Annotated in this window: 27 protein-coding genes and 1 tRNA gene; 9 read left to right on the top strand and 19 right to left on the bottom strand. The window is 64.3% G+C overall.

What is annotated here, in order from left to right:
• The 5 genes from XH91_RS01950 to XH91_RS01930 form a co-directional block, all read right to left on the bottom strand.
• Positions 1-786: a phosphatase PAP2 family protein gene (locus tag XH91_RS01950; RefSeq protein ID WP_128949029.1), complete on the bottom strand. Its 786-nt coding sequence runs from the start codon at positions 784-786 to the stop codon at positions 1-3.
• Positions 787-1,029: 243 nt separating this feature from the next.
• On the bottom strand, positions 1,030-1,524 hold the full coding sequence (locus XH91_RS01945; RefSeq protein ID WP_128949028.1) for a hypothetical protein: 495 nt from the start codon (positions 1,522-1,524) through the stop codon (positions 1,030-1,032).
• Positions 1,525-1,655: 131 nt separating this feature from the next.
• Complete coding sequence (rlmN, locus tag XH91_RS01940; protein ID WP_057740555.1) at positions 1,656-2,858, bottom strand: dual-specificity RNA methyltransferase RlmN; 1,203 nt, start codon at positions 2,856-2,858, stop codon at positions 1,656-1,658.
• A gap of 173 nt (positions 2,859-3,031) precedes the next feature.
• The gene (locus tag XH91_RS01935; protein ID WP_128949027.1) at positions 3,032-3,691 is read right to left on the bottom strand and encodes an invasion associated locus B family protein; all 660 of its coding nucleotides are present in this window, start codon (positions 3,689-3,691) and stop codon (positions 3,032-3,034) included.
• 114 nt (positions 3,692-3,805) lie between these two features.
• On the bottom strand, positions 3,806-4,645 hold the full coding sequence (locus tag XH91_RS01930) for an SDR family oxidoreductase (RefSeq protein ID WP_128949026.1): 840 nt from the start codon (positions 4,643-4,645) through the stop codon (positions 3,806-3,808).
• Positions 4,646-4,856: 211 nt separating this feature from the next.
• Between XH91_RS01930 and XH91_RS01925 the strand changes: the two genes are divergently transcribed.
• Positions 4,857-5,831 (top strand): NADPH:quinone oxidoreductase family protein, encoded by a 975-nt coding sequence (locus XH91_RS01925; RefSeq protein ID WP_128949025.1) that lies wholly within the window; start codon positions 4,857-4,859, stop codon positions 5,829-5,831.
• 161 nt (positions 5,832-5,992) lie between these two features.
• Here the strand turns inward: XH91_RS01925 and XH91_RS01920 are convergent, their stop codons facing one another.
• Both XH91_RS01920 and XH91_RS01915 read right to left on the bottom strand, forming a co-directional pair.
• Complete coding sequence (locus XH91_RS01920) at positions 5,993-6,385, bottom strand: YkvA family protein (protein ID WP_128949024.1); 393 nt, start codon at positions 6,383-6,385, stop codon at positions 5,993-5,995.
• Positions 6,386-6,474: 89 nt separating this feature from the next.
• Positions 6,475-6,777, bottom strand: coding sequence for a 4a-hydroxytetrahydrobiopterin dehydratase (locus tag XH91_RS01915; protein ID WP_128949023.1), 303 nt, complete (start codon positions 6,775-6,777; stop codon positions 6,475-6,477).
• Between the two features lie 151 nt (positions 6,778-6,928).
• Here XH91_RS01915 and XH91_RS01910 point away from each other — a divergent pair, with 151 nt between their 5' ends.
• Together XH91_RS01910 and XH91_RS01905 are read left to right on the top strand one after the other, a co-directional pair.
• Positions 6,929-8,374 carry a TAXI family TRAP transporter solute-binding subunit gene (locus XH91_RS01910; RefSeq protein WP_128949022.1) on the top strand — a complete coding sequence of 482 codons (1,446 nt, stop codon included), beginning with the start codon at positions 6,929-6,931 and terminating at the stop codon, positions 8,372-8,374.
• 103 nt (positions 8,375-8,477) lie between these two features.
• On the top strand, positions 8,478-10,025 hold the full coding sequence (locus tag XH91_RS01905; RefSeq protein ID WP_128949021.1) for an alkaline phosphatase D family protein: 1,548 nt from the start codon (positions 8,478-8,480) through the stop codon (positions 10,023-10,025).
• 7 nt (positions 10,026-10,032) lie between these two features.
• On the opposite strand, the gene XH91_RS01900 is transcribed toward XH91_RS01905, so the two are convergent.
• Positions 10,033-10,416 (bottom strand): response regulator, encoded by a 384-nt coding sequence (locus XH91_RS01900; RefSeq protein WP_245470679.1) that lies wholly within the window; start codon positions 10,414-10,416, stop codon positions 10,033-10,035.
• A 186-nt stretch (positions 10,417-10,602) separates the two neighbouring features.
• Between XH91_RS01900 and XH91_RS01895 the strand changes: the two genes are divergently transcribed.
• The 3 genes from XH91_RS01895 to XH91_RS01885 all read left to right on the top strand — a co-directional run bounded on the left by XH91_RS01895 (position 10,603) and on the right by XH91_RS01885 (position 14,912).
• Positions 10,603-11,373: a Crp/Fnr family transcriptional regulator gene (locus XH91_RS01895; protein ID WP_128949019.1), complete on the top strand. Its 771-nt coding sequence runs from the start codon at positions 10,603-10,605 to the stop codon at positions 11,371-11,373.
• A gap of 293 nt (positions 11,374-11,666) precedes the next feature.
• Positions 11,667-13,493, top strand: coding sequence for a translational GTPase TypA (typA, locus tag XH91_RS01890; RefSeq protein ID WP_128949018.1), 1,827 nt, complete (start codon positions 11,667-11,669; stop codon positions 13,491-13,493).
• 174 nt (positions 13,494-13,667) lie between these two features.
• Complete coding sequence (locus XH91_RS01885; protein ID WP_128949017.1) at positions 13,668-14,912, top strand: flavin monoamine oxidase family protein; 1,245 nt, start codon at positions 13,668-13,670, stop codon at positions 14,910-14,912.
• A gap of 153 nt (positions 14,913-15,065) precedes the next feature.
• Here the strand turns inward: XH91_RS01885 and XH91_RS01880 are convergent, their stop codons facing one another.
• Genes XH91_RS01880 through XH91_RS01865 form a run of 4 tightly spaced genes read right to left on the bottom strand, consistent with a single transcriptional unit; the run spans position 15,066 to position 18,155 of the window.
• Positions 15,066-15,473 carry a thiol-disulfide oxidoreductase DCC family protein gene (locus XH91_RS01880; protein WP_128949016.1) on the bottom strand — a complete coding sequence of 136 codons (408 nt, stop codon included), beginning with the start codon at positions 15,471-15,473 and terminating at the stop codon, positions 15,066-15,068.
• Positions 15,473-16,792, bottom strand: a complete 1,320-nt coding sequence (locus XH91_RS01875) for an SDR family oxidoreductase (RefSeq protein ID WP_128949015.1) — start codon at positions 16,790-16,792, stop codon at positions 15,473-15,475. The genes XH91_RS01880 and XH91_RS01875 overlap by 1 nt, the downstream gene beginning before the upstream one ends.
• Before the next feature lie 8 nt (positions 16,793-16,800).
• Positions 16,801-17,268 (bottom strand): DUF2269 family protein, encoded by a 468-nt coding sequence (locus tag XH91_RS01870; RefSeq protein WP_128949014.1) that lies wholly within the window; start codon positions 17,266-17,268, stop codon positions 16,801-16,803.
• On the bottom strand, positions 17,265-18,155 hold the full coding sequence (locus XH91_RS01865; protein ID WP_128949013.1) for a dienelactone hydrolase family protein: 891 nt from the start codon (positions 18,153-18,155) through the stop codon (positions 17,265-17,267). Before XH91_RS01865 ends, XH91_RS01870 begins: the two co-directional genes overlap by 4 nt.
• A 265-nt stretch (positions 18,156-18,420) precedes the next feature.
• On the opposite strand from XH91_RS01865, the gene XH91_RS01860 reads away from it, so the two are divergent.
• Both XH91_RS01860 and ppa read left to right on the top strand, forming a co-directional pair.
• Entirely contained in the window at positions 18,421-18,930 is a 510-nt protein-coding gene (locus XH91_RS01860; protein WP_128949012.1) for a GNAT family N-acetyltransferase, read from the top strand.
• A gap of 211 nt (positions 18,931-19,141) precedes the next feature.
• Complete coding sequence (ppa, locus tag XH91_RS01855; RefSeq protein ID WP_128949011.1) at positions 19,142-19,678, top strand: inorganic diphosphatase; 537 nt, start codon at positions 19,142-19,144, stop codon at positions 19,676-19,678.
• A gap of 144 nt (positions 19,679-19,822) precedes the next feature.
• On the opposite strand, the gene folD is transcribed toward ppa, so the two are convergent.
• Genes folD through XH91_RS01840 form a run of 3 tightly spaced genes read right to left on the bottom strand, consistent with a single transcriptional unit; the run spans position 19,823 to position 21,339 of the window.
• Complete coding sequence (gene folD, locus XH91_RS01850) at positions 19,823-20,707, bottom strand: bifunctional methylenetetrahydrofolate dehydrogenase/methenyltetrahydrofolate cyclohydrolase FolD (protein ID WP_128949010.1); 885 nt, start codon at positions 20,705-20,707, stop codon at positions 19,823-19,825.
• Positions 20,704-21,042: a DUF167 domain-containing protein gene (locus tag XH91_RS01845; RefSeq protein WP_128949009.1), complete on the bottom strand. Its 339-nt coding sequence runs from the start codon at positions 21,040-21,042 to the stop codon at positions 20,704-20,706. The genes folD and XH91_RS01845 overlap by 4 nt, the downstream gene beginning before the upstream one ends.
• A 6-nt stretch (positions 21,043-21,048) precedes the next feature.
• Positions 21,049-21,339: a YggT family protein gene (locus tag XH91_RS01840; RefSeq protein ID WP_128949008.1), complete on the bottom strand. Its 291-nt coding sequence runs from the start codon at positions 21,337-21,339 to the stop codon at positions 21,049-21,051.
• Positions 21,340-21,525: 186 nt separating this feature from the next.
• On the opposite strand from XH91_RS01840, the gene XH91_RS01835 reads away from it, so the two are divergent.
• Positions 21,526-21,601, top strand: a tRNA-Ala gene (locus tag XH91_RS01835).
• A 113-nt stretch (positions 21,602-21,714) separates the two neighbouring features.
• Here XH91_RS01835 and XH91_RS01830 read toward each other — a convergent pair.
• The 4 genes from XH91_RS01830 to XH91_RS01815 form a co-directional block, all read right to left on the bottom strand.
• The gene (locus XH91_RS01830; RefSeq protein ID WP_128949007.1) at positions 21,715-22,527 is read right to left on the bottom strand and encodes an enoyl-CoA hydratase; all 813 of its coding nucleotides are present in this window, start codon (positions 22,525-22,527) and stop codon (positions 21,715-21,717) included.
• A 99-nt stretch (positions 22,528-22,626) separates the two neighbouring features.
• Positions 22,627-23,421, bottom strand: a complete 795-nt coding sequence (locus XH91_RS01825; protein ID WP_128949006.1) for a glutamine amidotransferase — start codon at positions 23,419-23,421, stop codon at positions 22,627-22,629.
• Positions 23,422-23,548: 127 nt separating this feature from the next.
• Entirely contained in the window at positions 23,549-24,328 is a 780-nt protein-coding gene (locus tag XH91_RS01820; RefSeq protein WP_128949005.1) for an SDR family NAD(P)-dependent oxidoreductase, read from the bottom strand.
• A gap of 229 nt (positions 24,329-24,557) precedes the next feature.
• Positions 24,558-25,046: a tellurite resistance TerB family protein gene (locus XH91_RS01815; protein WP_128949004.1), complete on the bottom strand. Its 489-nt coding sequence runs from the start codon at positions 25,044-25,046 to the stop codon at positions 24,558-24,560.
• Positions 25,047-25,317 lie beyond the last annotated feature (271 nt).

Genomic DNA, 25,317 nt, shown 5'->3' with positions numbered 1-25,317 from the left:
TTAATGGCTCAAATCGACGCTGCCGGGCCCCGTCTTGCCGCCGAACAGGCGCTTGCGGAGCCGGTAGGCGGGCATGTTCAGCCGGGTCAGGGCGGCATCGACCGCCTCATCCGAGAACCGGGTCCGCGGCCAGCGGTAGATCAGCGCGTAAGCGAACCAGATCACGACGAAGGTGACGAGGCCGGCAGTCGCGACGTCGGTGAAGAAGTGGCCACCGAAGGCCATGCGGAGCCCGCTGGTCACGGCGCCGAACACCACCGCACCCGCATAGGCAAGCGGTCGCCACGCCGGCGGTGCCAGGGCAGCAGGCGCCAGGGTCCAGAACGCCGTCGCACCCTCGCCCGAAAAGAACGAGCAATTGCGTGCGCAACCACCACGCGGATCCCACCACGCCACGAACTGCTGATCGCCGGCAAACTCGGTCACCACCACCGGCCGCGGCCGGCCCCAATAGGTCTTGAAGGTGAGGTTGGTGAGAATGCCGGCCGACAGGATGATCGTGACCAGCAGGAACACGATCGCGCGCCCCGACACCATCAGGGGACGATCGGGCCTGATCATCTTGACCACGAGCGCAACGAGCGACGGCAGCACAAAGGCCCACGAGACCCACATCGCAGCGTCGCGTGCGAAGCCGGCCCAGTCGCTCGATTTGAGCGGAAAGGTCTTGGTCTGGGGATCGAAGAACAGCGCAGCGAGCTTGAGATCGAGCTCGGGGTAGAGGCCGAAAACGACGCCGATCACGAGCCACAGCGCCAGGGCGATGAAGAGTCCAGTCCGGTTCATGGCGCGCGGTTTAGCGGAGTGGGACGGGGATGGGAACCCAGGATTCGGCCGCGGACGCGGGCGATCACGATGTTGTCGAAACGCAATGCCTCCACACAGTCGTCCCGGCGAAGGCCGGGACCCATAACCCCAGGGAGGAGTTTGGCGAAGACTCGTCGTTCGGTATACCTACCGCTAGCCATGGATGGATTCCGCGGTATGGGTCCCGGCCTTCGCCGGGACGACACCGGGTATGCGGTGCCGTCACGGTACATCCGGCCTTGAATGCGACGGCAGCGGCGGAGGTGGCCTGCGCGGGGCCGGCGGGATGCGCCAGGCGCCGGCATTGCGGCCGGCGATCAGCCAATAGACGACACCGGCAACGATGCCGGCACCGGTCATGATCTCCAGATGCCGGCGCACGATGCCTTCGAACTGAAACGTGTCGGGGTGGAACGGGATGAGACCGAGATAGCAGGCAAGCCCGACAAGGCCGCCACCGGTAGCATAGGCCAGCGCGCTGCGGATATAGAGCGCCTCGGTGATCGCCACGATCACTGCCGCCGGCACCAAGGCAAAGCCCGAGACGAAGATGAAGCCGAAGCCAAGCAGGATGTCGATCGTGCCCTGATCGACCGGACCTGCGCCAAGATCGGAAAACTCCAGAAACAGCAGCGCACCGACGACGATCATGCCGCCGACGAAGCAGGCGGCAAGAAAGCCGAAGAAGATGACGATCAGGCGGCCGATCAGGGACATGCGAAAGTCACCGTGGTCGTCATTGCGGGCGAAGCGAAGCAATCCAGAAATGCGTCTGCGGAAACAGTCTGGATTGCTTCGTCGCTGCGCTCCTCGCAATGACGAGGAGGCGAGAGCGCGCACATCGTTAGCTAATCCGTCATCGCCATGGCACGCAGCGCCTGGCGTTCCCGGGCGCTGAGCTTTTCAGTCTCCGACTTGAGCTGGCCGCAGGCAGCGAGGATGTCGCGGCCGCGCGGGGTGCGAACCGGCGAGGAATAGCCGGCGTTGAAAATGTATTCGGAGAATTTTTCGATCTGGTCCCAGTCCGAACACTCATAGGCCGTGCCAGGCCAGGGATTGAACGGGATCAGGTTGATCTTGGCGTGAATGCCCTTGAGCAGCTTCACCAGCAGCTTGGCATCGTCGAGCGAATCGTTGACGCCCTTGAGCATCACATATTCGAAGGTGATGCGGCGCGCATTCGAGGCGCCGGGATAGTCGCGGCAAGCCTGCAGCAGCTCCTTGATCGGATATTTGCGGTTGAGCGGCACCAGCTCGTTGCGCAGCTCGTCGCGCACCGCATGCAGCGAGATCGCGAGCATGACGCCGATCTCCTCGCCGGCGCGCACGATGTTCGGCACCACGCCCGAGGTCGACAGCGTAATGCGGCGGCGGGAGATGCCGATGCCTTCATTGTCGCCGACGATGAGCAGTGCGTCGCGCACCGCGTCGAAATTGTAGAGCGGCTCGCCCATGCCCATCATCACGATGTTGGTGACGCGGCGCGTTCCGTCCTCGCGATCGGCCCAGTCGTTCAGGCGGTCGCGCGCGACCATGATCTGGCCCACGATCTCGCCGGCGGTGAGGTTGCGCACCAGGCGTTGCGTGCCGGTGTGGCAGAAGGAGCAATTCAGCGTGCAGCCGACCTGCGAGGAGACGCAGAGCGTGCCGCGATCGGTCTCGGGGATGTAGACGCACTCCACTTCATGCGCCTTCTGGACGACGTCGCCGCTCGGCAGACGCAGCAGCCATTTGCGGGTGCCGTCGTTGGAGATCTGCTCGGCCACGACTTCGGGGCGGTCGACGGTGAAATGCTGGGCGAGCTCGGCGCGAATGCCCTTCGAGATCGAGGTCATGTCGTCGAAGCTCTGGGCACCGCGGAAATAGAGCCAGTGCCACAGTTGCTGCACGCGCATCTTGCGCTGTGCGGGCGCGACGCCGATCTCGCCGAGACGATCGGCAAGTTCGGTGCGCGACAGACCGATCAGCGACGGCTTTGCCGGCGGCACATAGGTTTCGAGCGGTGTCTTCTCCACCAGGATTGCGTTGTGCGGCTCGGTCGTCGGTTGCATCTATGGGCCTGGAATTTGTTGTCGTCGTTCCGGGGCAGCTCGAAGAGCTGAACCCGGAACCTCGAGATTCCGGGTTCAATGCTGCGCATCGCCCCGGAATGACGGAGGAAATCTGGAACCGGCCCTATATAGCAACCGGGACCGCCGATTGCGACCGTGGCCATTACTTAGCCTTACCGCCGGCAATCCTGCGCGATCTTGTCCAGGGCCTGGGCGAGACCCTTCAGCGAAAACGTGTCGGTGGTTTCCGTGCCCTTGGCCGAGGTGCCCTTGACCACGAGATCGGCGGATTTGCGCATGGCTTCCACCATGCGCTCCTCCTCGGCCGCATTCTTGATCCAGAGGCCGTCGCCCTGCGTGTACATCGCGAAGGAAGCGCCGCCGACCTCGACGGTCGATTCCGAGCCCGGCTTCAGCGCGTAGCCGATCATGACCGAAACTTCGTTGTTCACCTTTTCAGCCGGCCGGGTCGAGACGAAGGCATAGGCGGGATCGCGCGGCCGGTTCGGCGGATTGGTCTTCGACGAGGAGGGCTTTGCCAGCGCAAAGCAGACCTTCTTGCCGTTCGGTGTCGCCGTATAGGCGCCCCAGGTGCCGAATTGGCCGATCAAGGTCGGCTCAGCGCCGCCCGCAACCGCCGCGGCAGGGGCAGCCTGCTTGCTCTCGGGCTTGGCTGCCGTCTTGGCTGCCGTCTTGGCCGCTGTCTTTGCAGCAGTCGCGGCCGGCTTTGCCGCCGCCTTTGGCGCCGGTTGCGCCGTCTGGGCGCGCGCGGAATCACTCCATCCCCACGCCACCACGCCAGTCATCAAAGCCAAAAAGAGCGCCCGCCACATGCTGGAGTGGTTCCCTCAATATTGTGACTGGAAGATGGCCCGGCGGCGATTTGTCTTCGTGCAGGGATAACCGGGAAAGTCCAGTTTGGGAAGGCAGTTAGCGGGATCAGACGGTCAGCTTTTGGACCGCGCGGCGCGCTGCTCGACCCATTGCGCGTCGGTCCATCGCAACAGATCTTCGGCGCCGGAACTGCGCAGATGCGCGCCGCCATCGATCACCACCATCTCACCGTTGATGTAGGCAGCGCGGTCCGAGACCAGGAAGCTGGCGAGGTCCGCAAGCTCGCTATGCTCACCGACGCGCCCCATTGGGTTGCGGGTGGTCCAGCCTTCGTCGCGGCCCTCGGGACGGAGCTGCCCCGAGGCGCCTGATGTGGGGAACGGCCCGGGCGCGATCGCCACCGTGCGGATGCCCTTCGGGCCCCATTCCACGGCGAGGCTTTTGGTCATCGCCAGCACCGCCGATTTCGCCATCGCGGAAGGGACGGTGAAGGCACGGCCGGTGATGGTCGAGGTCGAGAGAATCGAGAGCACGACGCCATTGTGTTTGCCGTCGATCCAGCGCTTGCCGGCCGCGAGCGTGCAGTACATCGCGCCATGCAGTGTCGGCGCGAGGATCGCATCGGCCGCGCGGAACGACAGATGCTCGCTCTGGGCGATGAACGTCGCGGCGGCGTTGTTGACGAGGATGTCGAGCGGTGCCTCGCGCCAGATCGTGTCCATCATCGCGTCGACAGCGGCACCATCGCGGACATCGCATGCTGATGTCGTGACCTTGCCGCCGGTCTCTCTGCGCATCTCGCTCGCCGTTGCTTCGAGCCGGTCAAGCTTGCGGCCGCAGATCACGAGCTCAGCGCCGAGCGTGAGGAAGCGGCGTCCCATCGCCGCACCAAGGCCCGAGCCGCCGCCGGTGACGAGGATACGCTTGTCCCTGAGCAGACCCGTTTCAAACATCGTTTGAATCCTCCGTTCTTCGTCATTTCGAGCGCAGCGAAACAATCCAGAGTCCGCACCGCGGAAATAGTCTGGATTGCTTCGCTGCGCTCGCAATGACGAGGATAGGACAGTGCGCTCCTCAGACAAAGAATCCTGATTGTAGGGTCACGCTAAATCCGGCAAAACCGACCCAACGATAACGCCACTCGAAACGCCCCAAGGTGTCGCCATGAAAGCCATCCTCTGCTCGCAATATTGCCAGCCCGACGATCTCGTGCTCGCCGATGTGCCGGATCCGGTGGCGGGTCCCGGCGAAGCCGTGATCGCGATCAAGGCGGCGGCGCTGAACTTCTTCGACATCCTGATGATCCAGGGCAAGTACCAGATCAAGCCGCCGTTCCCGTTCTCGCCGGCCGCCGAAGTCGCCGGCGTGATCGAGAGCATCGGTCCTGGTGTCACCGATCTGAAGGTCGGCGATCGCGTGGTCGCATCCTGCGGCCACAATGGCGCGCGCGAAAAGATCGCGCTGCCGGCGGCAGGGATCGTGAAGATTCCCGATAATCTCGATTACGATCGCGCAGCCGGAATCATCATCATCTACGGCACGGCGCTGCATGCGCTGGAGGATCGCGCCAGCCCGAAGCCGGGCGAGACGCTCGCGGTGCTCGGCGCTGCCGGCGGCACCGGTCTTGCCGCGTGCGAGCTCGGCAAGCTGATGGGCCTGAAGGTGATCGCCTGCGCTTCGTCCGAGGAGAAGCTCGCATTCGCCAGAGCGCACGGTGCCGAGCTGACGCTGAACTACGCCAAGGAAGATCTGAAGGAAGGCCTGCGCAAGCTCACCGGCGGCAAGGGCGTCGACATCATCTTCGATCCCGTGGGCGGTGCCTATGCCGAACAGGCGTTGCGCTCGATCGCCTGGGAAGGCCGCTTCCTCGTCATCGGCTTTGCCGCCGGCGACATTCCGAAGATGCCGCTGAATCTGGCGCTGCTGAAAGGCTGCGACATCAGAGGCGTGTTCTGGGGCGCCTGGACCCGACAGAATCCGGAAAAGAACCGCGCCAATCTCGAGAAGCTGGTGAAGTGGACGGCCGAAGGAAAGATCTCATCCCATGTCGACCGCACCTTCCCGCTGGCGCAGACCGCGGACGCGCTGAAGGTGCTGGCCGGACGTCAGGCCATGGGCAAGGTGATCCTGCATCCGTGAGTGTGGAGCGTCGCGACCTGCGCCACACACTCAACTGTCGTCGCCCGGCTCGACCGGGCGACCCAGTATTCCAGAGACGACAGCGATAGAACCGAGAGGCCGCGGCGTACTGGTTGCCCCGGTCAAGCCGGGGCATGACAGCGGAATGCGTGGTAAGTACCCTACGCCGCTTCCGCCTTCTCCTCCGCCTCCTCCACGCCGCGCTTCAGCGCGGCGCGCGCGGCTTCGCGATGTTCTGGCGTGATGTGGCTGGCGACCATGCGGATCGCAGTGGCCAGAATGGCGGCGTCATCGGTGAAGCCGAGCACCGGCATCACGTCAGGAATGAAGTCGAACGGCAGGATGAAATAGGCGATCGCGCCCAAGAGCGACGCCTGGACGTGGCGCGGCGTTTGCCGGTCGAACGCGCAGTAATAGGCCGCGAGCAGATCCTCCGTGAACGGCAGATGCGCGGCGACGCGCTTCAGCTTGCGCCAGAATCGGCGGCGCACGCTGTCACGATCTTCCGCGAGCCGATCGGCCGGCTCGAAGCCGACGCTCTGTTCGGCAGCCATCTCTCAAAGCTCCTGCTCAAGGCGGCGCGGCAGAAGGCCGCATCCAGCCACGATCACAAGATGGGGATGCGGTCCGGACCCGCAAGACGTCAGGCCTGCGTCAGCTTGGCAATCGCGTTCATCGTGGTGGCAAGCTCGATGTCGAGCTTGGTGAGGCCGCCGGCATCGTGGGTCGACAGAACCACCTCCACCGTCTTGTAGACATTACGCCATTCCGGGTGGTGATCCATTTTCTCGGCGACCAGCGCCGCCCGGGTCATGAATCCGAAGGCCTCGTTGAAATCCTTGAAGACGAAGGTCTTGGCGATGGCGTCACGGCCCTGGACCTCGGTCCAGCCCGGGAGGGAGCCCAGCGCCTGCCTGCGTGCGTCCGCCGATAGTCGTTCTGCCATGATGACCTCCGTTTCAGGGGAACTTTACCCTAACACCGTGCTTACGGTCCGGGTTCACCCTCGGATTTCGCCGGTCCGCTAACCATGACGGAGATGTAACCCCGGCGGACAAGAAATTTGCTACAATTGCGGGGGTAAATCGCCGGCCGAGATGAAACTGAGCCTGAAGCGCCTGTTTGGGAGATCGATGACCGGGGATCCAAACCTGGCCGAAGCGCCCCCTCCGCCTTCGCCGCGATCCGCGGCGCGGAAGACCGCGCTCGTGTCTCTGGCGCTGGTGCTCGCCATCGTCGGTGCGCTCGCCGGCGGCTATTATTTCGCGATGCGACCGGTGACCTTGAAGATCGCGGTCGGTCCCGCCAACAGCGACGACGTCAAGGTGGTGCAGGCCCTGACCCAGGCCTTCGCACAGAGCAAAGGCTTTGTGCGGCTGCGCCCGATCCAGACCGACGGTGCCACTGCCAGTGCGGATCAGCTCGCCGAGGGCAAAGCCGATCTCGCCATCGTCCGCGGCGACCTCGATGTCCCCAAGAATGCGCAAGCCGTCGCAACGCTGCGAAAGAACGTCGTGGTGCTGTGGTCGGTGCCCGGCAAGGGCAAGAAGAAGGGCGCGAAGATCACCAAGATCTCGCAGCTCGCCGGTCGCCGCGTCGGCGTGGTCGGCCGTACGGCGGCCAACGTCAATTTGCTCAAGGTGATCCTGCAGCAATACGGCGTCGACCCTGCCAAGGTCGAGATCGTGCAATTCCCGGCAAGCGAAGTCGCAGAGGCGATCAAGGCCCAGAAGGCGGACGTCTATCTCGCGGCCGGCCCGGTCAACAGCAAGATCACCGCGGATGCGATTGCCGCCTCCGCCAAGGATGGCGGCTCGCCGACCTTCCTAGCGATCGATTCGGCGGACGCCATCGCGCAGAACCATCCGGTCTATGAAGCCTCGGAAATCCCCGCCGGCACTTATGGCGGCTCGCCCGATCGACCGGAGGACGAGGTCAAGACCATCAGCTTCTCGCACCACATCGTGGCGCGCAAAGGCCTGTCCGATACCACGGTTGCGGCCTTCACCCGGCAGCTCTTCGCCGTGCGGCAGCAATTGCTGACCGATTTCCCGCAGGCCGCGAAGATCGAGACGCCCGACACCGACAAGGACGCGGTGATCCCCGCGCATCCGGGCGCCGCCGCCTTCGTCGACGGCGAGGAGAAGACCTTCCTCGACAAATACAGCGATTACATCTGGTGGAGCCTGATGGCGCTCTCGGCCACGGGCTCGATCGGCGCCTGGTTTGCGGGCTATCTGAAGAAGGACGAGCGTGACAACAACAGCCATTTGCGCGAACGCCTGCTCGACATGCTCACCACGGCCCGCAAGAGCGAGACGATCGACGAACTTGATCAGATGCAGGCCGAGGCCGACGAGATCCTGCGCGACACCTTGCGCTGCTACGATCACGGCGCCATCGAAGAGGGCGCGCTGACCGCCTTCAACATCGCGCTCGACCAATTCCACACCGCGGTCGCCGATCGCAAAGCCGTACTCTCCAGCCTGCCGCAAAACCTGCAACGCGCCGGCGCGCAATTCCGGGCCGCTGGCAACGCATAAGCGCCTGCGCTCGTAATTGTCGCGTCACATTGTCTCAATATCCCTGACTTCATCCCCGCGACCGCCGCCTCGGCGGGCGCCGCGCGATATCGAGAGCATCGCCATGAAGGTCAAATTCTCCCGCCGTCGTTTCCTCACCACCAGTGCCGGCGCGCTCGGCGCGATCGCGATGCCGCGTCTGTCGCGCGCGGCCGACAGGCCCGCGATCACCCACGGCGTGCAGTCCGGCGACGTCACCGTCGACGGCGGCGTGGTCTGGGCGCGGTCCGACCGGCCCTCGCAGATGCTGGTCGAGGTGGCGACGACGGATACCTTCAAGGACGCCCGCGCGCTGCCGCCGATCGCGGCGCTGCCGGAAAGCGATTTCACCGCGAAGATGCTGGTGGACAATCTGCCCGGCGGACAGGACATCTTCTACCGCGTCCGCTTCCGCGATCTCTCGCACACCGCGATCGAAGGAGAGCCGGTGGTCGGCCGCTTCCGGACCGCGCCGGCCGATCGCCGTGACGTCAGCTTCGTGTGGGGCGGCGACGTCGCGGGGCAGGGCTGGGGCATCAATCCCGACGACGGCGGCATGCTCACCTTCTCGACGATGCGCAAGCACCGCCCGGACTTCCTGCTGCATTCCGGCGACACCATCTATGCCGACGGCGTGATCCCCTCCGAGGTCAAGCTTGCCGACGGCAAGATCTGGAAGAACGTCACCATCCCCGAGAAGGCCAAGGTCGCGGAGACGCTGGACGAGTTCCGCGCCGCGCACAAATACAATTTCACCGACGACAATGTCCGCGCCTTCAATGCCGAGGTGCCTGTTTTCGTGCAGTGGGACGATCACGAAGTGACCAACAACTGGTCGCTGTCGAAGGATCTGCCGGCGACCTACAAGGTGCGCGACATCGCGCTGCTCGCGGCGCGCGCGGGCCGCGCCTTCCACGAGATGTATCCGATGCGCGAGAGCATCAATGAGCCGGGCCGGGTCTATCGCAAGATCTGCTACGGCCCGCATCTCGACGTGTTCGTGCTCGACGAGCGCAGTTATCGCGGCCCGAACGGTGCCAATCTCGAGACGGAATATGGCCCTGCCAGCTACTTCCTCGGACCCGAGCAAATGGCCTGGCTGAAGCGCGGCCTGCTCAATTCGCGCGCGACATGGAAGGTGATCGCCTCCGACATGCCGCTCAGCCTGATCGTCTACGACGATGCCGCCAACAAGAAAGGCTCGGAGGCCTTCGCGCAGGGCGACGGTCCGGTGCGCGGCCGCGAACTCGAGATCGCCGACATCCTCCGCTTCATCAAGATGGCGCCGATCAGCAACACGGTGTGGCTGACCGCCGACGTGCATTACGCCGCCGCGCACTACTACAATCCGGACAAGGCGCAATTCCAGGAGTTCGAGCCATTCTGGGAATTCGTCTCGGGTCCGCTGCATGCAGGAACGTTCGGCCCGAACGAGCTCGACAACACGTTTGGTCCCGAGGTGCGCTTCGTCAAGGCGCCGGGCCTCGACAAGCAGAACCTGCCGCCGTCGGCGGGCATGCAATTCTTCGGTCACGTCAAGATCGACGGCGCCTCCGGCCAGATGACGGTGACGTTGCGCGACCGCGCCGACGTCGCGCTGTGGTCGACCACGCTCGATCCGAAGCTCGCCTGAAGCTGATTTAGCCGCCGCGCGCCTGCAATGCCGCCTCCAGAGCATCGCTGGAGCACGGCTTTTGCAGCCGCGGCCGTGTCGCAAACGCCGGCGGAATGCCGGTCTCCGCGCCATAGCCGGTGACGAAGACAAAGGGAATGCCGAGCGCGGCGAGCCGCTCGGCGATCGCAAAGCTCTTCTCGCGGATCAATTCGACATCGAGCAGCGCGAAATCCGGCGCGCGTGCATCGATCGCGTTCAGCGCCTGCGCCACCGAACCCACGGTGCGCACGCTCTTCACGCCGAATCCGAGCAGGCGATCCTCGAAGTCGATCGCGATGATCGGATCGTCCTCGACGATCAGCACATCGGCAGGGATGTCGGCCGCGCCGTCCGGGGAGGCAGGTATCATGATGCGGGTTATCGAGGGCTGTATGTTGTCACCGGGCAGGACAGCCTCTCCCGACACCTGCGCCCAGCGCATCGGAGGGTTCCCGGAACGAAACTCACCACAGAACAGTTTTGACGTCTGTCCACATGTGCACACAGGCCGTGGACGGAGATCGCTAGTGTGGAGGGGAGGACAGGGGATTTCACGATGGATGCACACATCAGCAAGACGAGCGAGATCGACAGCCGCCCCGCCAACAATCTGCTGCGGCGCTTGAACGCGGCCGATTACGCGCTGCTCGCCCCCCATGTCACCGTTGACGAGGTCGGCCCGAACCATCTGCTCTACAGCCCCGGCGACGATGTCCAGGTCGTGCACTTTCCCTGCGGACCATCGCTCGCGACCTTCCTCGTTCCGAACGAAGACGGCCGCGACGTCGAGACTATTCTGGTCGGCCGCGAAGGCGCCGTCGGCGGCATCGTCAGCGAAGGATTTCTGCCGGCCTATACCCGCATCTGCGTGAAATTCGGCGGACCATTCGCGCGCATTCACGTCGGCAAGGTCGAGGCGGCCAAAGCGCGCTCGCCGTCGCTGCGCAACATCTTCGCCCGCTATGCCGACTGCATGCTGGCGCAGATCTTCCAGTCAACAGCCTGCAACGCGATCCACTCGATCGAGCAGCGCACGGCGAAGTGGATCGTGGCGGCGATGGAGCGGACCGGCGACGCGCACAGCGTGCCGCTGACGCATGAGCAGCTCGCCACCTTGCTTGGCGTCGGGCGCAGCTATGCCAGCCGCGTGCTGCAATCGTTCAAGGCCGAGGGCGTGCTCGACACGCGGCGCGGCGCGATCCTGGTCCGCAACCATGACGGCTTGCGCCTGCGCGCCTGCCTCTGCAACGACGCCGTGAAGCAGCATTTCGAGGAGGTGCTGCGCGGCGTCTATCCGACCGAGGAGCCCGAGATCCGCGCAAGCTGATCGGGACCGCCGGGTTCGCGGACATCGGGCCGGTTTGGCCCTGGATACCCCTAAGCCCCGGGGATTCCCGGGCAAAATTCAATCAACCAACCCCGAAAGAACGCATTGTTTTTTGGCGTTTTTTGCCTATATTGCGGCGCAAACGCATAGGCTACCCGGTCGATATGGCCGGGTTTCCTTTTTGGGCGTAGCAGGCCCCGTTTTCCACGTTTCCAGCGTTGTCCGTGAAGAGGTCCCGGCTCGACCGGCGAGATCGCGCTTAACCCATTGTCCGACCGCAAAGAAGCTCACTCATGAATCTCCGCAACGTCGCCATCATCGCCCACGTCGACCACGGCAAGACGACCCTCGTCGACAAGCTCCTCCAGCAGTCCGGCACGTTCCGCGAGAACCAGAAGGTGACGGATCGCGCCATGGACTCCAACGATCTGGAGCGCGAGCGTGGCATCACCATTCTGGCCAAGGCGGCCTCGGTGCAGTGGAAAGACACCCGCATCAACATCGTCGACACGCCAGGCCACGCTGATTTCGGCGGCGAGGTCGAGCGCATCCTGAACATGGTCGACGGCGCCCTGGTGCTGGTCGACGCCGCCGAAGGCCCGCTGCCGCAGACCAAGTTCGTGGTCTCCAAGGCGCTCAAGGTCGGCCTCAAGCCGATCGTCGTCATCAACAAGGTCGACCGCCCCGACGCGCGCCCGACCGAAGTCATCAACGAGGTGTTCGACTTGTTCGCGGCGCTCGATGCCAGCGAGGAGCAGCTCGACTTCCCGATCCTGTACGGGTCGGCCAAGCAGGGCTGGATGGCCGAGAGCCCCGAGGGTCCGCAGGACAAGGGCATGGAGCCGCTGTTCGACCTGGTGCTGCGCCACGTCGCGCCGCCGAAGGTCGAGGAAGGTCCGTTCCGCATGATCGGCACCATCCTCGAGGCCAACCCCTATCTTGGCCGCATCATCACCGGCCGCATCTCGTCGGGCGTGCTCAAGCCGAACCAGCAGGTCAAGGTGCTGCATGCCGACGGCAAGCTGGTCGAGACCGGGCGCATCACCAAGATCCTGGCGTTTCGCGGTCTCGAGCGCACGCCGCTCGAGGAAGCCGAAGCCGGCGACATCGTCGCGATTGCGGGCCTGACCAAGGGCACCGTCGCCGACACCTTCTGCGATCCGACCGTCGAGGTGCCGCTGCCGGCCCAGCCGATCGATCCGCCGACCGTGTCGATGTCGTTCATCGTCAACAACTCCCCGCTCGCCGGCACCGAAGGCGACAAGGTGACGAGCCGCATGATCCGCGATCGTCTGCTGCGCGAAGCCGAGGGCAACGTTGCGCTCCGCGTCGTCGAGGCCGCCGACAAGGACGCGATGGAAGTCTCGGGCCGCGGCGAATTGCAGCTCGCGATCCTGATCGAGACCATGCGCCGCGAGGGTTTCGAACTCTCGGTGTCGCGTCCGCGCGTGGTATTCCAGAAGGACGAAGCCACCGGCGGCGCCTTGGAGCCGATCGAGGAGGTCGTGATCGACGTCGACGAGGAGCACTCCGGCGTCGTCGTGCAGAAGATGAGCGAGCGCAAGTCCGAGCTGGTCGAGATGAAGCCCTCGGGCGGCAACCGCTTGCGCCTGGTGTTCTACGCGCCGACCCGCGGCCTGATCGGCTATCAGGGCGAGCTGCTCACCGACACCCGCGGCACCGCGATCATGAACCGCCTGTTCCACGGCTATGCCCCGTACAAGGGCGAGATCCAGGGCCGCCGCAACGGCGTGCTGATCTCCAACGACCAGGGCGAAGCGGTGGCCTACGCCATGTTCAAGCTGGAGGACCGCGGCCCGATGATGATCGAGCCCGGCTGGAAGGTCTACAAGGGCATGATCGTCGGCGAGCACACCCGCGACAACGATCTCGAGATCAACGTGCTCAAGGGCAAGCAGCTCACCAACATCCGCACGACCTCGAAGGACGAAGCCGTGCGCCTGACCCCGCCGATCCGCATGACGCTGGAAAAGGCGCTCGCTTATATCGAGGACGACGAGCTGGTCGAGGTCACCCCGAAGTCGATCCGGCTGCGCAAGAAGCATCTCGACCCGAACGAGCGCAAGCGCGCGGAAAAGGCCAAGGAAGCGGTGGCGTAAGGCTGCCGGACTCGCTCGCTGTCATTCTCCGCGAAGGCAGGGAATCCAGTACGCCGCGGCCTCTCGGCTCTACAACAGCTGCGTCTGGAATACTGGATCGCCCGCCTGCGCGGGCGATGATAGCTCACATTGTGGTGCCTTTAGCGCGTATCAGAGACGTGCTAGAGCCCACCCATGTCCCTCCCCTCCTCCGTCGACGTCGCCATCATCGGGGCCGGTGCCGCCGGCCTTGGCGCGGCGCATGCGCTGCACGGCTCTGGCCTCTCCGTGATCGTGCTGGAAGCGCGTAACAGGCTCGGCGGCCGCGCCTGGACCGTGCAGGCCTCGCCCGAGGTGACCTTCGACGTCGGCTGCGGCTGGCTGCACTCGGCGGACAGAAACTCTTTCGTCCCGATCGCACGTGGGCTCGGTTTCGAGCTCAACAAGGACCTGCCGCCCTGGCGAGAGCGCGCCTACGGCAATGCGTTTCCGCAAGCCGAGCGCGACGAATTCATGCGCGCGATGGACGCATTCTATGATCGGCTCTGGCAGGCCGCGCAAAAGGGTAAGGACGAGCCCGCCAGCCTGAGCCTCGAGCCCGGCAATCGCTGGAATGCCATGATCGACGCGATCTCGACCTATATCAACGGCTGCGAACTCGAGGACATGTCGACGCTCGACTGGGATGCCTATGAGGACAGCGAACTCAACTGGCGCGTCCGCCGCGGCTATGGCGCGCTGATCGCGGCCTATGGCGCGCCCTGCCCGGTGGCGCTGGACTGCAATGTCACGCTGATTGATCATGCGGACAAGCGCGTCCGCATCGAGACATCAAGGGGCACGCTGACCGCGGACAAGGTGATCGTCACCGTGCCGACCAATCTCATCGCGGATGAAGCGATCCGCTTCTCGCCGCCGCTGCCGACCAAGCTCGATGCCGCAGCCGGCCTGCCGCTCGGCATCGACGACAAGGTGACGCTCGCGCTCGACGGGGCTGAAGCCTTTCCCAGGGAAGGAAACTTGCGCGGCGCCACGATGCGGACCGAGATGGGCACCTATCACATCCGCCCGTTCGGCCAGCCCTGCATCGAAGGTTTTTTCGGCGGCAGTTTTGCCCGCGCGCTGGAGGATGCCGGCGACGGCGCCATCGCGGCGCACGGCATCGACGAGATATCAGGCTTCCTCGGCAACGACATCCGCCGCAAGTTGAAGCCGCTGTGCGAGTCGCGCTGGGGGCATGATCCGTTTGCGCGCGGTTCTTATTCGCACGCACTGCCCGGGCATGCCGGCGATCGCGCGGTGCTGGCTGCGCCGGTGGATGGACGGCTGTTCTTTGCGGGTGAAGCGACGTCGCCGAATTTCTTCACGACGGCGCATGGTGCAAGGGATAGTGGGGAGCGGGCGGCCAAGGAAGTTTTGGCGGTTATGAGCAGGCCCTAGCGGCAAACTCCGTCATTGCGAGCGCAGCGAAGCAATCCAGAATCTTTCCGCAGAAGGATTATGGATTGCTTCGTCGCACCAGCACAAAATTGCTTCGCAATTTTGTCGCGGGCTCCTCGCAATGACGGTCGTGAGAGAGTTGTCCAACTCAACTCACTCGATCACCCGTGCTCTCAAGTCCCTATCTGGCACGAAGCACGATTCATACTTGCCGAAGATGCGGTAGCGGTTGCGCGCGATAAAGCTATAGAAGGGGTCGCGGAGCGGCTTCGGCACAGCGAACAGTATCCGCACCCAGCCCCAGCCCGGAAGCTGCGACAGCACGGTCAGCGCCGCATCCGACTTCATAAGCGCTTCGCCGCCATGGACGACGGCGTTGGTGTCAGGGTCGTCCGGATTGATCCCGAACGTGCGCGCCAGCTTCGCACCATAATCCGACTGGATCGGTGTGAAGCGAAACCGCTTCGCGGTGTCGCGCGCCGCGACGAACCTCACCCAGCGCGAGCAGAAGATGCAGATGCCGTCGAACAGGATCACATCGTCGTCGGGCCATGTTGGCATCAGCGATTGTCCAACATGAGTAGCGCGACCAGCATCAGAACGATCGCGGGCCCCGTTTTTACGAGCGCGCCGAGCGGCTCGATCCAGAGGTCGGGCGTCAGGATCGCGGCGCCGAACATATAGCCGAGCGAGGCGACGATGCCTGCAACCAGTCCGATCGCAGCGGTGCGGCGGAAGGCGATCAGCACGCCGATGCTCATGTCCATCAGGCTGGTGGCTGTCGTGACGGGATCGACCAGGGCGGGCGGAAAGTTGTGGGCGGTCAGGATGGCGGCGGCGGCGCGATAGGACACGAACAGCGCGATGAAACCGGAGACAAGCCAAAACACGACCAGGCTGGCAATGATCAGCGCCTTGATCAGGAACAGCCGGGCGAACCAGACGTCCTGAATGGTGGCGGGATGACGTCCGATCGCTTCCGTCAGCGTCTTCGGCGCGATGCCGGTCGCGGCGCTCCACGCCGAGGGATCGCCGGTGACACCGCGGCGCAGCTCGGCGATGGCGGTGGAGCGCATCGGCGGCATCCAGCCGAGCATGTTGGCGAAATCTCCCAGTCTTGCACCGAGATCGAGCATGAAGGGCGGCATCGCGAGATGCGGCCACCCCGCCGTGCCGAAGGCGAGCCGGAACTGCTTGATGACGCCGGTCATCGCGACAGGCTCGGATTGCATGAGATCCCAGCTCACCGCCCTGACGGAGGCATCGTCGATCTCACGCGCGGTCAGCCAGGCGATGGTCGCCGAGATATCCTCGACTGCGACGGGCTGAAATGGTGTCGCCATCTCCTTGGCCGGAAGATCCAGCGGAAGGGCTGCGAGTGCGCGCAGCATGGCGCTGCCGCCATAGGCCGACGGCGCGACCACAAAGCCGGGCCGCAGGATGGCGTGAGGAATGGCGGAAGCCGCAATCAGCCGCTCGGCCTCGCGCTTGGTCGTGGCAAAGGCGGTGCGATCGGCTTCAGCGCTGCCGGGAATCGAAATGTGCACCAGCCGGATCGCACGACCGCTATCGGCAATCGCCTGAAGCAGGCGCGCGACGAAATCGCGATGCACGGCGTTGGTGTCGCTGCCGGGGCCATCCTGGAGCACGCCGAGGCAGTTCACGACGACGTCGACTTCATGCTCGCTCAGCAGGCGCGTCAGCGCAGCCGCGTCGAGCGAGAGGATCGGCAGCTCGATGTCGAGCGCGCTCATCGTCTGGGCCGGCGACAGGCTTCGCGCGACGCCGACCGCGCGAAATCCTCCTGCGCGCAGATCATCGGTGACAAAGCGACCGATCAGGCCGGAGGCGCCGAGCACCAGGATCGTTCGACGGTTCATCGTTGCTTTCAAAACGGCTTTGCAATCATCAACCAAAGGATCGCCATCGTCGCGCCGAAGCCGGGAAAGCCGAACGCGAACCAGCGGCGAAACAGGACGAAATAACGCTCCGGCAGCGCGACGTGCTGCTCGGCGGCCTCGCGCGCGAGATCGCGCATCTCGATCTGCATGAAGACGACGGGAATCCAGAACAGGCCTGCGATGGCATAGAGCGCGAGCGAGGCGAGGATCCAGCGTTCGGTGATCGCCGTCGCCGAAAGCATCATCAGCAGGCCGCCGGTGACCGGCTGCAGGATCACGGCCGACAGCGTGAAGATCGCATCCGCAATCACCACCACCGACGCCGTGCGCGCGATGAACTCGGCATTGTCGGTGCGATGCGCCATCAGCATGAAGAAGGCGATGCCGGTTCCGGTGCCGAGGATGACGATGGCGCCGAGCACGTGCAGATATTTGACCAGAAAATACAGCGTCATGGTTTCTTGGTCGCCACGGGTTTCGGCAGGTTCAGGGCGCGCGCGAGCTCGCTGCTTGCAGCCTGGACGCCGGCATCGAGCTCGATCATCCAGTGACCCTCGCTCCCGACGGCCGGCAGCGTACGAACATCGTCCTTGCCGCCGCCGCTGCGAAATGCATCGGCCAAAGCCTTCGAAAATGCCGGCGCGAAATAGCTGTCATTGGCTGCAACCAGTGAGGTCACGGGAATGCGCGCCCCTTTGCCGAATTCAGCCGCGGCAGCGACCAGCGTGTGCGGCGCGCAGATCTTGTTCGGCTCGTCATTGGCATGACCGCCGCGCCCGGGTGCAAAGGCGATGATCGCGGCAATCGCTTTCGGATCGGCATTCGCGAGCGCCAGCGCGCCCCAGCCGCCGGCGGAATGCCCGATCACGACCGCGGCATCCCTGCGAATAAAATCCTGCTTTTGCAGATAGTCCAGCGCGAGGGAAATTTCCTCCGCGGTGGCGCGGCCGGAGCGCGCATAATCCGCTTCGTCGCAGCCGCCCTGATCCTCGACATAGCGGCCCCCGGTCGCGCCATGGCCGAGCCGCTCCGGCACCAGCACGGCAAACCCGCGCGCGACGAGAAACGCTGCGAGCGCGCGATATTCCGGCTGCGGCATTTGCGCGCGACGGAGCACATTCTGCGTCGAGGCATGTGCAATCACCGCAAGCCGGAATGGACCGGGGCCCGAGGGACGAAACAGCAGGGCGCGCGCGGCAATATCGGTATCCGGTGACGGCACGCGCCATTCCTGCCGGCGAAACGGCTCGCCCTTCGGTCCCGATGCCCCAAACGTGACCTGCGCGCACGCAGGCGACGCAGTCAGCAGAACCAGGAGTGCAGAGACGTTGAACAGTCGCATGAGTTGCCGGGAGCGAGCACGGACGGCGACGGCCACACTAGTAGGAACGAATCATTTGGGGCGGACTTTCTGCGCTGCCATTGCCGTTCATTCGTTGCCGCAAGCACTTTTGCACCGACAGATGGCACGCAGGTGCCGTTCGAAACGGCCGCTTGTCTTTTTTCGGTACAACATGGTTAAAATACTGATGCAGAAAGTCCACAGGTTAACCGATAATTAACGATAGGTCTTGCCGCCGGCGCGGCGACTTGGTTTGATCGCGTTCATGAGCACAACCCTGATCGAGGTTCGGCCGGCCAAAGCTGCAGATGCAACTGCGGTGGCGTCCACCCATGACGAAGCCTGGCGTTCCGCCTATCAGGGCATCATTCCCGGCGCTGAGCTGGAGAAGCTGATCAACCGCCGCGGCCCGCAATGGTGGGACAGCGCAATCCGCAAGGGCAGCCGCGTCAGCGTGCTCGTGTTCGGCGACAAGATCGCGGGTTATGCGAACTACGGCCGCAACCGCGCCCGCAGCCTGCATTTCGACGGCGAGATCTACGAGCTGTACCTGCGTCCCGAGTTTCAAGGCCTCGGCTTCGGCCGCCGCCTGTTTGCCGCCGCCCGCCGCGATCTCATGCAGAGCAATCTGAAGAGCATGGTGGTGTGGGCGCTCTCGGACAACGACCCGGCGACCGAGTTCTATCGGGCCTTGGGCGGCCGCATGGTGGCGCGCTCCTCGGAGCGATTCGGACCCAAGGCGCTCGACAAGGTTGCCTTCGCCTGGACCAATTAAGGTTTGGACCAACTAAGATTTGGGCCAATTAAGCTGCTGAAATCTTAGCCGGCAGCCTTTCCACCCGTCGATACCGCCAGCGTTTGAGCCGGTGATCGCGGGATTCATTATTTCGCAAAAACACGATGGATCGAGGGGCCAAGCGCGCGTATGACAGCGCCAAAATCGCTGCCGGGCGCGATTTAACCTCGGCAACAACGGAGCCTTTCTAATGCGTATCGATGCTATCTCGATCGGAAAAAACGTCCCCCACGACGTCAACGTCGTCATCGAAGTCCCCGTGGGCGGCGAGCCGATCAAATACGAGATGGACAAGGAGGCCGGCACGCTCGTCGTCGATCGCTTCCTCTACACGCCGATGCGCTATCCCGGTAATTACGGTTTCATTCCGCACACTTTGTCCGACGACGGCGACCCCTGCGACGTGCTGATCGTCAACACCCGTGCCATCATTCCCGGCGCCGTCATGAGCGTGCGCCCGGTCGGCGTGCTGTTCATGGAAGACGAGGCCGGCGGCGACGAGAAGATCCTTGCAGTGCCGTCGTCGAAGCTGACGCAGCGCTACGACAAGGTGAAATCGTATTCCGACCTGCCCGACATCACGCTTCAGCAGATCCAGCACTTCTTCGAGCACTACAAGGATCTCGAGAAGGGCAAGTGGGTGAAGATCCTGCGCTGGGGCGGCCCCGAGGAAGCCGCGAAGCTGATCCTCGAAGGCATCGAGCGCGAGAAGAAAAAGAGGGGCTGAGGAATCCGTGTCCCGGATGCGGCGCGGCATGTCCCGGCGATGCTTAGCATCGTCCGGTGTGACGCGACGCTGAAGAAGCGCTGCCATAGCGCGTCGAAGACGCGCGTAAACGCGCCGGTGGCGTCCGGGGCACGAGAGCCCGCGTTAGACCGCCGGCTTCGGCAAGCCTGCGATCGCACACGCCGCGCGGAGCGTATTCACGAGCAGGCAGGCGACCGTCATCTGGCCGACGCCGCCAGGCACCGGCGTGATCGCGCCGGCGACACCAAGCGCTTCCTGATAGGCGACATCGCCGACGAGACGGGTCTTGCCGTCGTCCTTCGGAATGCGGTTGATGCCGATGTCGATCACGGTCGCACCCGGCTTCAGCCAATCGCCGCGCACCATCTCGGGCCTGCCGACCGCGGCATAGACGAGATCGGCCTGCTTCACGATCCCGGGCAAATCACGCGAGCGCGAATGGGCGATCGTCACCGTCGCGTTCTCGTTCAGCAGCAATTGCACCAGCGGGCGACCGACCAGATTGGAGCGGCCGATCACGACGGCGTTCATGCCTTCGAGGGAGGGATGCACGCTCTTGGTCAGGATGATGCAGCCGAGCGGCGTGCAGGGCGACAGCGCCTCGAAGCCGCCGGCGAGCCGGCCGGCATTGTTCGGATGCAGCCCGTCGACGTCCTTGGCGGGATCGATGGCGTTGATCACGGCCTCGGTGTTCAGCCCCTTCGGCAGCGGCAATTGCACGAGAATGCCGTGCACGGCGGGGTCGCGGTTGAGCCTGGCGACGACCGCCATCAGCTCGGCCTGCGAAACATCTGCCGGTAGCTTGTGCTCGAACGAAGCCATGCCCGCGGCCTGGGTCTGCGTATGCTTGGAGCGGACATAGACTTCGCTGGCGGGATCGTTGCCGACCAGGACGACAGCAAGGCCCGGCACCAGATTGTGCTCGCGCTTGACGCGGGCGACCTCGTCGGCAACGCGAGCGCGAAGGTCCGCCGCGATGATTTTTCCATCGATGATCTTGGCCGTCATGTCAGTTTCCCCTGGTCTATCGATTTGACTGGCGCGAGCCCACGCAACGCGTCAGCGAGCCGTGCCGGATCGCCCGCGATGGCGACGTGCTTCAGCCGGGACGTCGCTCCCGACAGGAGGCTGACGCTGGCCTTGGGCACGCCAAGCGATTTCGCCAGCAACGCCAGGACAGCGCGATTGGCCTCACCGCCATCGGCGACGGCCCGCACCCGCAGCTTCAGCACGCAGCGACCGTCGGAAAGCTGCTCGATCCCATCGATGCCGTCACGCCCGCCGCGCGGCGTCACCCGCAGCGCGATGCTGATCCCGTCGGCCGAGTTGCGCCAGGGCTCCATCAGCCTCTACGGCACGTACGGATAGACGTAATCCGACAGATAGATCTCAATCAGCAACAACAGGAAGAAGAGAATAATGGGCGAGATGTCCAATCCGCCGAAATTAGGCAAGCGACGGCGAATCGGGCCCAGGAGCGGTTCGGTGATCCGGTAGAGGAATTCAGCGACGGCGGAGATGAACTGATTGCGCGTGTTCACGACATTGAACGCAACCAACCAGGAGAAGATTGCCGCAATGATCAGTATATACCTGTAAAGGCTGATGATTTGAATCAGCACATAGACGATGGGCTTCATGAAGTGGGCTCGTCTCCGATGGCGCTGTGTATCGCTTTCGCTAGATATCGGTTCCCCCGGGCCCAAACAAGGGAAGTCGATGCCCGGATGGCGAAAACCCCGTTACACCCGTCCTTGACTTGACCTTGGCGGGGACTTAAATGGCGCCCGGTTGTCGGCCGCGTTTTTACCAGAGCGGCCAGCAAAGGGGCCATAGCTCAGCTGGGAGAGCGCGTCGTTCGCAATGACGAGGTCGGCGGTTCGATCCCGCCTGGCTCCACCACGCTTCGCCCTTTGGGCTACGCGTGGCGCAGCCACGAGGAGCCCAAAGGGTGAAGCGTGGTGTCCGGCAAAGCCCAAAGGGCGAAGACGGACTTAGATACCCCGAGTTCACCCCTACTTCCCCGTAAACCTTGGCGGTCGCTTCTCCATGAAGCTCGCAACGCCCTCCCGGAAATCGCTGCCGTTCAGCGCCACCATCATTTCCCTGTTGGCCTCGATCGTCGCCTCGGCCAACGTCTGGAACGGCACTTCGTAGAGTTGCCGCTTGATCACGGCCATCGCGCTCGGCGAGACGAAATCGGCGAGATCGCGCGCATAGGCGTAGGTTTCCTCGCGCAGCTTTTCGGGCGGGCAGAGCCGGTTGACCAGGCCGATCCGCAGCGCCTCCTCGCTTCCAACGCGACGGGCCGAGAGCAAGAGATCCATCGCGTTGGCGTGGCCGACGATGCGCGGCAGCATCCAGCTGATGCCGTGCTCGGCGATCAGGCCGCGCCGTGCGAAGGCCGTCGTGAACACGGTGTTGTCGGCGGCAAAGCGCAGGTCGCAATACAGTGCATGCACGAGGCCGATGCCGGCGGTCGCGCCGTTGAGCATGGCGATGACAGGCTTGCCGATCGACGGATAGAAACCATAGCGCGTCTGCCAGTCGGGCCGGCGGTTCATGTCGAAGGGCGGCAGGTTCGAGGCGCGCCTGACGTCGTTGGGATCGAGCCCTTTCAGCGCATCCATGTCGGCGCCGGCGCAGAACGCCCGGCCCGCGCCGGTCAGCACGATGACGCGGACATTGTCATCGGCATTTGAGGTTTCCATCGCATGCCGCACGTCGCGCTCCATGACGGGCGTCCACGCATTCATGCGGTCGGGGCGATTGAGCGTAATGGTCGCGATTCCATCGCTCACCTCATAGAGAATGTGCTCATAGGCCATCGCGCTCTCCCTTTGCTCGCCGGCACGCGTTCGCGCGCGCTCAACGGCAGCGAGCCTAGCATAGTCAGGGATGGGGCGAGGGCTTGCGTGAAGGCGCGATTACTCGGCGGCTTGCGCCAGTAGCGGCCGGCGCGCCAGCCAGCCGTCGATGAAATGATCGAGCCAGGCACGCTCCGCGGCATCGTAAACGGCACGATCTGCGAAATGATGGTGCCGCTCGCGGGCGCCGGGTGCGCTGAGACCGTCATAGCCGCGCGTGGTCCAGCAATGCATCATCGCGTAGGTCACGTCAGGATGAAACTGCACGCCGAAGGCATTGCCGGCACGGAATGCCTGGTTGGGGAAATCATCGCCTTCCGCCAGCAATTCGGTGCCGTCAGGCAGCTCAAAACCCTCGCGATGCCAGTGATAGACCTGCGCCGGCCAGTCCGGACAGAGCGCGCGGCCTGCCGCGGTCGGGCGGATCGGGTAATAGCCGATCTGTGTCAGCGCCTGCGCATGCGGCGCGACGCGCGCGCCAAGCTGCATGGCCAGCATCTGAGCGCCCAGGCAGATGCCGAGGAACGGCCGCTGCTCGCGCAGCGGAACTTCGATCCAGTCGATCTCGCGCCTGACGTAGTCGTCCGAATCATTGGCGCTCATCGGGCCGCCGAAGACGACGGCGCCAGCATGCTGGTCGAGCGTATCAGGGAGGGGATCGCCGTATCGCGGACGCCGGATGTCGAGACGATGGCCGAGCGCGCGCAGCGCATTGCCGACGCGGCCGGGTGTCGAGGATTCCTGATGAAGAACGATCAGAACCGGAAGACGCGGTTCGGAGGCGGCCGCGCGCGGCGTCCTCCTCCGGAAGGGCACCAATTCTGCGCTACCAAACCTGTCCGTCCGAAACGACATGGCCTCTGCGAGTGCTATCGGTTCAAGCCGCCAGCATAGCTAAGCGAAGGTTAACATCGTGTGAGTTTGCGCACACACGCCCGTGCTGAAGCAAGCTCCGGGCCACTACGGGTGCATTGGGCTTGCTTCAGTGCCGCCGCCGCTGAAACCGGCTGGTGGCGGACAGGATGAAGCCGCGCGGGAAGAAGCGGAGCGCGAACGGAACAATCTTGATGCCGAGACCCGGCAGCACTGCCCGTTTATTCGCCATCAACCCACGATAAGCCTGCCGCGCAACGTCGGCGGCCGAGACGTTGAGAAGGGCCGTATCGTGCCCGTCGCCAACGCCGGCACGCCCCTGGAATTCGGTTTGCACCGGACCCGGGCACAGCACGGTCACGCGCACGCCGCGCGGCGCGAGCTCCGCCCGCAACGCCTCGGTGAGCGAAATCACATAAGCCTTGGATGCGTAATAGACGGCCATGCCGGGACCGGGCAGGAAGCCCGCGACCGATCCGACATTGAGAAGGCCGCCCTTGTTCCTGATGAGCTGGTCGGCGAAGCGCAGCGACAGATCGGTCAGTGCGCGGACGTTGACATCGACGATGCCGACCTGCTCGTCGCGGTCGCGTTCGATCGCATCACCGAACACGCCGAAACCGGCATTGTTGACGAGGTTGTCGAGCTCGACTTCTTCCGCAGCAAGCGCGGCGGCGATCCTTTCGCCGGCAGCGGCTTGCTGGAGATCGCAGGCGATCACGATCGGCTTCTTGCCGCATGTCGCAGCGAGCTCGTTCGCGAGCGCCTCGAGCCGGTCCGCACGTCGCGCCGTCAGCGCGAGGCGGTGCCCGTTCGCGGCAAACACACGCGCCAGCTCCGTGCCGATGCCCGCCGAAGCACCGGTGATCAACGTTACCCGCTCAGTCACGATCGCAGTCTCTTGATGTAAGTTTTTTGGCCCCGGAACAGCGGAACTGAGCATAGGCCGCGCGCGACAAGCAAGCGGCGCCGGCTGCATGGCGGCCTGAGCGGGCAACAGGGAAGGCGAGAAAACCGCGAATTTACAGGGAAGTCCGGAACCGGAACGTTCCGGCGGCTACATTAAAGTTTCGTCATGTGGTCGATACAACCAGCAATCACGCCGGGCCTGCGGTGGCTCAGCCGCCGAGCGCATCGTCCTTGACCTCACCGCCGGCACGCTCGGCAACCGCGTGCTTCAGGTCGATCCGGTCGCGCTGCGAAATCCCGAGCAGGTCGGAGGCGCGCCAGACGACATTGTCCTCGAACTCGGTGACCTGACCGTCGGCATAGACCAGCTCCCACATCATCTGGACGATGCGCTTGCGGCCCGCTTCATCGAGCGAACGCATGATCACGCTGGTGAAGTGGTAGAGATCGACCGCTTCGCCCTCGACCTGGGTGGCATCCGCGATCAGCCGGTCAGCAGTGCCGCGGTCCAGCTTGAAATGGCTTTCGATCAGACTGTGCAGCTTGTGCTGCTCGGCCTGCGTCGGCTGGCCGTCCAGCGAAACCACGTGGACCAGCAGCGCGGTTGCCGCCAAGCGGTAGTCGCTGTCGCCGAAGGCGCGGTCCTGGGCCTGGGGGGCAACAATGTCGGCGATGAATTGACGCAGGCCGTCGAGCATAAGGTCCTACCGGAATCGATGACGCCACGGGGGAAGCGCGGCCGCTACCAGACTTATATGAGCGGGAAACCCAACCGGCGCAACGTGCATCCGTTCCGCGCGCTGCATTACGTTTCGGCAATCTGATTCTCGTCGCACCCTCGGTGTCGTCCTGGCGAAAGCCAGGACCCATGACCCCAGGGAGCAATTTGGCTAAGACTCGTCGTTCGGTACGCCCACCGCCGATGATCGCTAGGTTCCGCGGTATGGGTCCCGGCTTTCGCCAGGACGA

Origin of the sequence: Bradyrhizobium guangzhouense, from assembly GCF_004114955.1 — a bacterium.
In the GTDB taxonomy this organism is placed as follows: Bacteria; Pseudomonadota; Alphaproteobacteria; order Rhizobiales; family Xanthobacteraceae; genus Bradyrhizobium; species Bradyrhizobium guangzhouense.
This window is presented reverse-complemented; position numbering and strand designations above follow the sequence as displayed.

Bases quoted from the DNA above. Each gene is read 5' to 3' on its own strand.
- XH91_RS01950 (WP_128949029.1), bottom strand. From the start codon at position 786: ATGAACCGGACTGGACTCTTCATCGCCCTGGCGCTGTGGCTCGTGATC.
- XH91_RS01945 (WP_128949028.1), bottom strand. From the start codon at position 1,524: ATGTCCCTGATCGGCCGCCTGATCGTCATCTTCTTCGGCTTTCTTGCC.
- rlmN (WP_057740555.1), bottom strand. From the start codon at position 2,858: ATGCAACCGACGACCGAGCCGCACAACGCAATCCTGGTGGAGAAGACA.
- XH91_RS01935 (WP_128949027.1), bottom strand. From the start codon at position 3,691: ATGTGGCGGGCGCTCTTTTTGGCTTTGATGACTGGCGTGGTGGCGTGG.
- XH91_RS01930 (WP_128949026.1), bottom strand. From the start codon at position 4,645: ATGTTTGAAACGGGTCTGCTCAGGGACAAGCGTATCCTCGTCACCGGC.
- XH91_RS01925 (WP_128949025.1), top strand. From the start codon at position 4,857: ATGAAAGCCATCCTCTGCTCGCAATATTGCCAGCCCGACGATCTCGTG.
- XH91_RS01920 (WP_128949024.1), bottom strand. From the start codon at position 6,385: ATGGCTGCCGAACAGAGCGTCGGCTTCGAGCCGGCCGATCGGCTCGCG.
- XH91_RS01915 (WP_128949023.1), bottom strand. From the start codon at position 6,777: ATGGCAGAACGACTATCGGCGGACGCACGCAGGCAGGCGCTGGGCTCC.
- XH91_RS01910 (WP_128949022.1), top strand. From the start codon at position 6,929: ATGAAACTGAGCCTGAAGCGCCTGTTTGGGAGATCGATGACCGGGGAT.
- XH91_RS01905 (WP_128949021.1), top strand. From the start codon at position 8,478: ATGAAGGTCAAATTCTCCCGCCGTCGTTTCCTCACCACCAGTGCCGGC.
- XH91_RS01900 (WP_245470679.1), bottom strand. From the start codon at position 10,416: ATGATACCTGCCTCCCCGGACGGCGCGGCCGACATCCCTGCCGATGTG.
- XH91_RS01895 (WP_128949019.1), top strand. From the start codon at position 10,603: ATGGATGCACACATCAGCAAGACGAGCGAGATCGACAGCCGCCCCGCC.
- typA (WP_128949018.1), top strand. From the start codon at position 11,667: ATGAATCTCCGCAACGTCGCCATCATCGCCCACGTCGACCACGGCAAG.
- XH91_RS01885 (WP_128949017.1), top strand. From the start codon at position 13,668: ATGTCCCTCCCCTCCTCCGTCGACGTCGCCATCATCGGGGCCGGTGCC.
- XH91_RS01880 (WP_128949016.1), bottom strand. From the start codon at position 15,473: ATGCCAACATGGCCCGACGACGATGTGATCCTGTTCGACGGCATCTGC.
- XH91_RS01875 (WP_128949015.1), bottom strand. From the start codon at position 16,792: ATGAACCGTCGAACGATCCTGGTGCTCGGCGCCTCCGGCCTGATCGGT.
- XH91_RS01870 (WP_128949014.1), bottom strand. From the start codon at position 17,268: ATGACGCTGTATTTTCTGGTCAAATATCTGCACGTGCTCGGCGCCATC.
- XH91_RS01865 (WP_128949013.1), bottom strand. From the start codon at position 18,155: ATGCGACTGTTCAACGTCTCTGCACTCCTGGTTCTGCTGACTGCGTCG.
- XH91_RS01860 (WP_128949012.1), top strand. From the start codon at position 18,421: ATGAGCACAACCCTGATCGAGGTTCGGCCGGCCAAAGCTGCAGATGCA.
- ppa (WP_128949011.1), top strand. From the start codon at position 19,142: ATGCGTATCGATGCTATCTCGATCGGAAAAAACGTCCCCCACGACGTC.
- folD (WP_128949010.1), bottom strand. From the start codon at position 20,707: ATGACGGCCAAGATCATCGATGGAAAAATCATCGCGGCGGACCTTCGC.
- XH91_RS01845 (WP_128949009.1), bottom strand. From the start codon at position 21,042: ATGGAGCCCTGGCGCAACTCGGCCGACGGGATCAGCATCGCGCTGCGG.
- XH91_RS01840 (WP_128949008.1), bottom strand. From the start codon at position 21,339: ATGAAGCCCATCGTCTATGTGCTGATTCAAATCATCAGCCTTTACAGG.
- XH91_RS01830 (WP_128949007.1), bottom strand. From the start codon at position 22,527: ATGGCCTATGAGCACATTCTCTATGAGGTGAGCGATGGAATCGCGACC.
- XH91_RS01825 (WP_128949006.1), bottom strand. From the start codon at position 23,421: ATGTCGTTTCGGACGGACAGGTTTGGTAGCGCAGAATTGGTGCCCTTC.
- XH91_RS01815 (WP_128949004.1), bottom strand. From the start codon at position 25,046: ATGCTCGACGGCCTGCGTCAATTCATCGCCGACATTGTTGCCCCCCAG.